The following is a 318-nucleotide window of genomic DNA, read 5'->3' as shown; positions in this document are numbered from 1 at the left end:
GCGCGCCAAGGCCGGCGGATTCGCCGGTGGCATGTTCGCCATCTTCCCGCCGCCGGTCGAGAAAGCGCGGCGCAGCGCCGTGCCTTCGGCGCCGAGCGACAGCGAGCCGTTGCCGCCCGAGGTTCCGCGCGCCGATGCGCTCAACTCGACGATCGCGATGGCGTCGATCCTGTTCCGGCTGGAGCGTGCCGGCGCATTGGCGGTATGCCGCAGTGCCGGCGATGTGCGCCACGCCATGGCGCAAGGCACGGTTGCCGCAGTGTTCCACATCGAGGGCGTCGAGGCGATCGATCCTGAACTCACCATGCTCGACGTGCT

At 69.8% G+C, this 318-nt stretch carries 1 protein-coding gene; it reads left to right on the top strand.

The genetic code is table 11. The features are described from left to right. Positions 1-31: 31 nt before the first annotated feature. Positions 32-318 (top strand): membrane dipeptidase (locus EN852_RS38040; RefSeq protein WP_246694562.1); only part of this gene is annotated, 287 nt, incomplete at its 3' end.

Origin of the sequence: Mesorhizobium sp. M2E.F.Ca.ET.209.01.1.1 (genome assembly GCF_004010375.2) — a bacterium.
In the GTDB taxonomy this organism is placed as follows: domain Bacteria; phylum Pseudomonadota; class Alphaproteobacteria; order Rhizobiales; family Rhizobiaceae; genus Mesorhizobium.
Note: the sequence above shows the minus strand (reverse complement) of the source record. Positions and strands in the feature narration are given on the sequence as shown.